The organism is Pseudomonas sp. RW10S2 (genome assembly GCF_014268985.1).
GTDB lineage: Bacteria > Pseudomonadota > Gammaproteobacteria > Pseudomonadales > Pseudomonadaceae > Aquipseudomonas > Aquipseudomonas wayambapalatensis.
Genome location: NZ_JABWRO010000196.1, coordinates 1 through 4936, shown reverse-complemented (window position 1 = coordinate 4936; position 4936 = coordinate 1). Strand labels below are relative to the sequence as shown.

Genomic DNA, 4936 nt, shown 5'->3' with positions numbered 1-4936 from the left:
GGGGGGGGGGGGGGGGGGCCCCCCCCCCCGCGGACACGGGCTGGCGCTTGAGCACGGTCACCGCTCGGCAGCAGCTTTCGACACTGGGGAACACCAGCAGGGCGCTGGCCTTGTGCGGGTGGTCGGGCACGGTGTCGTAGGTGACTGCGCTGATGAAGCCCAGGGTGCCTTCGGAGCCGACCAGCAGATGCTGAAGGATGTCCAGCGGCTGGTCGTAGTCCACCAGTGCGTTGAGCGAGAGGCCGGTGGTGTTCTTCAACCGGTACTTGTGGCGGATACGGTCGGCCAGTTCGGTGTTGGCGCGGGTCTCACGGCCAAGGCGGGCAAGTTCGTCGAGCAGCGCGGCGTGGCTTTGTTCGAAGGCGGTGACGCTGGCCGGATCCTCGCTGTCCAGGCGAGTGCCGTCGGCCAGCACCAGGCGCAGGCCGGCAAGGGTGTGGTAGGTGTTCTGCGCGGTGCCGCAGCACATGCCGCTGGCATTGTTGGCGACGATGCCGCCGATCTTGCAGGCATTGATCGACGCCGGATCTGGCCCGATCTTGCGCCCATAGGGGGCCAGCCAGGCATTGGCCTGGGCACCGATGACCCCGGGCTGCAGGCGGATCTGTTCGCCCTGGTTGCGAATCTCGCGGCCGTTCCAGTTGTCGCCCAGCACGATCAGCACCGAATCGCTGATGGCCTGGCCGGAAAGGCTGGTGCCAGCGGCACGGAAGGTTACCGGCACGCGCTCGCGCTGGGCCAGGCGGATCAGCTCGACCACCTCGTCCTCGGATTCGACGCGCACCACCAGCTTGGGGATCAGCCGGTAGAAACTGGCGTCGGTGCCGAAGGCCAGGGTCGAAGTCGGGTCGTCGAAACGGCGTTCGGCAGGGATCAGGCGCTCGGCATCACGCAGGAACGCAGCGGGCAGGCTCATGCAATCTCCTCGCGGGGCCGGCGCGTCTGGCGCGCGACGTGCCCCGGACTATCAGGCGTTTGTTTCGTAAGGGCTCAGGCGCCCAGCTCGCGTACCAGCGAATCGCGGCTGATCTCGCCGATCGACTTGGCGCCGGTCAGTACCATGGCCACGCGCATTTCTTTCTCGAACAGCTCCAGCAGGTTCTTCACCCCGGCCTGGCCATGCACGGCCAGGGCCCAGAGGAAGGCGCGGCCGATCAGCACCGTGTCGGCGCCCAGGGCGATCATGCGCACCACGTCCAGGCCGCTGCGGATGCCCGAGTCGGCGAGGATCTTCAAGTCACCCTTGACCGCGTCGGCAATGGCCGGCAGGGCGCGGGCGCTGGACAGCACGCCGTCGAGCTGGCGGCCGCCGTGGTTGGAGACGACGATGCCGTCGGCACCGAACCTCACGGCGTCGCGGGCGTCATCGGCGTCGAGGATGCCCTTGATGATCATCGGGCCGTCCCAGAATTCGCGGATCCACTCCAGGTCCTTCCAGGAAATCGACGGGTCGAAATTGTTGCCCAGCCAGCCGATGTAGTCGGCAAGGCCGGTCGGGTTGCCGCGATAGGTGGAAATGTTGCCCAGGTCGTGCGGGCGTCCCATCACGCCGACGTCCCAGGCCCATTCAGGGTGGGTCATGGCTTGCAGCACGCGACGCATCGGGCCGTTGGCGCCACTCATGCCGGAATGGGCGTCGCGGTAGCGGGCGCCGGGCACGGGCATGTCGACGGTGAACACCAGCGTCTTCACCCCGGCGGCCTTGGCGCGCTCCAGGGCGTTGCGCATGAAGCCGCGGTCCTTGAGGACATACAGCTGGAACCACATGGGCCGGTCGATGGCCGGCGCCACTTCCTCGATCGGGCAGACCGACACCGTGGACAGGGTGAAGGGAATGCCGTGCGCCGCCGCCGCGCGCGCCGCTTGCACTTCGCCACGGCGCGCGTACATGCCGGTGAGGCCGACCGGGGCCAGGGCCACGGGCATGCTCAGGGTTTCGTCGAACAGCCGGGTCTGAAGGCTCAGCTCCGACATGTTTCTCAGGACCCGCTGGCGCAGGGCGATGCTGGCCAGGTCCGAGACGTTGTGGCGCAGGGTGTGTTCGGCGTAGGCGCCGCCGTCGGCGTAGTGGAACAGGAAGGGGGGCAGCTTGCGCTGGGCCGCGGCGCGATAGTCGGTGGAGGCGGAAATGATCATGGATTCTCGCAGCGTGGGTTGAGGGAGCTGCCGGGCGCATGAGGGCGCCCGGCCCCTGTCACTTTAGTGATGAACCAGCATACCGGTCAGCCAATAGGCCTGGACCAGGGTGATCAGGCCGACGATGGTAGCGAAGAACAGGCTGTGCTTGACGGTGAAGCGGAACAGGTCCGACTCCTTGCCGACCAGGCCGGTGGCGGCGCAGGCCACGGCGATCGACTGCGGCGAGATCATCTTGCCGGTCACGCCGCCGCTGGTGTTGGCGGCGACCAGCAAGGTGTCGCTGACGCCGATCTGGTGCGCGGTGGTGGCCTGCAGCGAGCTGAACAGTGCGTTGGACGACGTATCGGAGCCGGTCAGGAACACGCCCAGCCAACCCAGGAACGGCGAGAAGAACGGGAACGCCGCGCCGGTGCCGGCCAGGACCAGCGCCATGGTCGAGGACATGCCCGAGTAGTTGGTGACGAAGGCGAAGGCCAGCACCATGCCAATCGACAGGATCGGCCAGCGCAGTTCCCAGAAGGTCTCTTTGAAAGTGGTAAGACCAGTTTTGAAGTTGATCTTCAAGACCCACATCGAGATCAGTGCCGACAGGAAGATCGCGGTGCCGGTGGCGGAGATCGGGTCGAGCTTGAACACCGCCGGCATTGCGGTCGGCGCGGTCACGATCGGCGCGGTCTTGATCACCAGTTGATCGAGGTGCGGGATGGCGAAGTTGAACACGAAGTTGTACATCGCACCGCCCGGCGCGAATGCGGCCTTGAAGGGCTTGAGGGTCCAGATGGTCACCAGCACGGTGAGAATCAGGAATGGCGACCAGGCCTTGAAGATCTCGCCGAAGCTGTACGGCGAAGGCTGGCTGCCGCCACTGCTGACCACGGCTGCACCGACACTGCCCTTGGCCTCGGCGAACGCGCGCTTGGGCTGCCAGACTTTGAGGAACAGGGTCAGGGCGATCAGGCTGGCCAGGGCCGAGGTGATGTCCGGCAGCTCCGGGCCGATGAAGTTGGAGGTGAAGTACTGGGTCACGGCGAAGCTCAGGCCGGCGACCAGCGCGGCGGGCCAGGTCTCTTTCACGCCACGCAGGCCATCCATCATGAACACCAGCCAGAACGGCACGAACAGCGACAGCAGCGGCAGCTGGCGGCCGGTCATGGCGCCAATGTGGAAGGCGTCGATGCCGGTCACCTGCCCGGCGACGATGATCGGGATACCCAAGGCGCCGAAGGCGACCGGCGCGGTGTTGGCGATCAGGCACAGACCGGCTGCATACAGCGGGTTGAAGCCCAGGCCCACCAGCAGTGCGGCGGTGATGGCCACAGGGGCGCCAAAGCCAGCTGCACCCTCAAGGAAGGCACCGAAGCAGAAGCCGATCAGCAGCACCTGCAGGCGCTGGTCGTCGGTGATCGACAGCACCGAGCTGCGGATGACTTCGAACTGGCCGCTCTTGACCGTGAGTTTGTACAGGAACACCGCGGCAACGATGATCCAGGCAATCGGCCAGAGGCCGTAGAGGAAGCCATAGCCTGCTGCGGCAAGGGCCATGTCGACAGGCATCTGGAAGGCGAAGATCGCCACCAGGATCGACAGGCCGAGGGTAATGCTGCCTGCCACGTGGCCCTTGAGGCGGAACACGGCGAGGGCGAGGAAGAAGAACACGATGGGGATGACCGCCGCCAGTGCGGACAGGCCGAGACTACCAAGCGGTGTGTAGAGTTGTTGCCAGGTTTGCATATGGGGTGACCCCTAATTGTTGTTGGTCAGCACTGGCATTGGATAATTGGTAAGACCAATTTACAATGGCTGGTCGCTAGGTTAAAAGCCGGATACGGGGTGTGTCAATTTGTCCCAAGCAAAACTTTGGTCGAGTGCCGATGAGCGGATGGCGAGATCGCGTCGGATCAATCGAGGAATATCTGTTGGGCTGCCGCGGATAGGCGCAGAATAGGCGCCCCGAAATCGGTGCCGGGGTTTGTGGAGAGCATGTGATGGTTTTTGATCAGGTCCGCCAACGGCGCCTGTCCGACGATATCGTCGATCGACTGGAAGGGATGATTCTCGAGGGGACGTTGACCTCAGGGCAGCGCCTGCCCGCCGAACGCGCCCTGGCCGAGCAGTTTGGCGTTTCCCGCCCGTCGTTGCGCGAGGCGATCCAGAAACTGGTGGCCAAGGGGCTGCTGGTCAGCCGCCAGGGGGGCGGCAACTATGTGGCCGAGTCGCTGGGATCGACGTTCAGTGATCCCTTGTTGCAGTTGCTCGAGCACAACCCTGAGGCTCAGCGCGACCTGCTGGAGTTTCGTCACACCCTTGAGGCCTCATGCGCCTTCTACGCAGCCCAGCGTGCTACCGAGCCGGATCGGGCGCGCTTGAAGGCCGCCTTCGATGCGCTGCAGGACTGCTATGCCCGCGTCGATGAGGTCAGTCGTGCAGAAGAAGGCGCTGCGGATGCGCGTTTTCATCTGGCGATTGCCGAAGCCAGCCACAATGCCGTGCTGCTGCATACCATTCGTGGCCTGTTCGACCTGCTCAAGCGCAATGTGGTGACCAACATCGGTGGCATGTACCAGCAGCGCACGGAGACGCGCGACATGCTGATCAGTCAGCATCGCGAACTGTACGAGGCGATCGTCGAGGGGCGTGCGGAAGATGCGCGGGAGGTGTCGAGCCGGCACATCCTGTATGTGCAGGAAGTGCTGGAAGAGGCGCAGCAGGAAGCTCAGCGCGTGGCGCGTGCGGAGCGACGCAGCGGGCGCTAGACAGGTGTTGCAGCATTCGCGGGCAAGCCGAAGCGCCGAACCGC

4 protein-coding genes are annotated in these 4936 nt (G+C 65.2%); 1 reads left to right on the top strand and 3 read right to left on the bottom strand.

Annotation, left to right across the window (positions count from 1 at the left end; genetic code table 11):
* The 3 genes from HU729_RS24845 to HU729_RS24835 all read right to left on the bottom strand — a co-directional run.
* A partial coding sequence (locus HU729_RS24845; protein ID WP_186711858.1) for an FAD-binding oxidoreductase occupies window positions 1-916 on the bottom strand: 916 nt, incomplete at its 3' end.
* 74 nt (window positions 917-990) lie between these two features.
* Window positions 991-2136 carry an FMN-dependent L-lactate dehydrogenase LldD gene (gene lldD / locus HU729_RS24840; RefSeq protein ID WP_112897265.1) on the bottom strand — a complete coding sequence of 382 codons (1146 nt, stop codon included), beginning with the start codon at window positions 2134-2136 and terminating at the stop codon, window positions 991-993.
* 63 nt (window positions 2137-2199) lie between these two features.
* Window positions 2200-3870: a lactate permease LctP family transporter gene (locus tag HU729_RS24835; RefSeq protein ID WP_186711857.1), complete on the bottom strand. Its 1671-nt coding sequence runs from the start codon at window positions 3868-3870 to the stop codon at window positions 2200-2202.
* Between the two features lie 254 nt (window positions 3871-4124).
* On the opposite strand from HU729_RS24835, the gene HU729_RS24830 reads away from it, so the two are divergent.
* On the top strand, window positions 4125-4892 hold the full coding sequence (locus tag HU729_RS24830) for an FCD domain-containing protein (protein WP_065864952.1): 768 nt from the start codon (window positions 4125-4127) through the stop codon (window positions 4890-4892).
* Window positions 4893-4936: the final 44 nt, after the last annotated feature.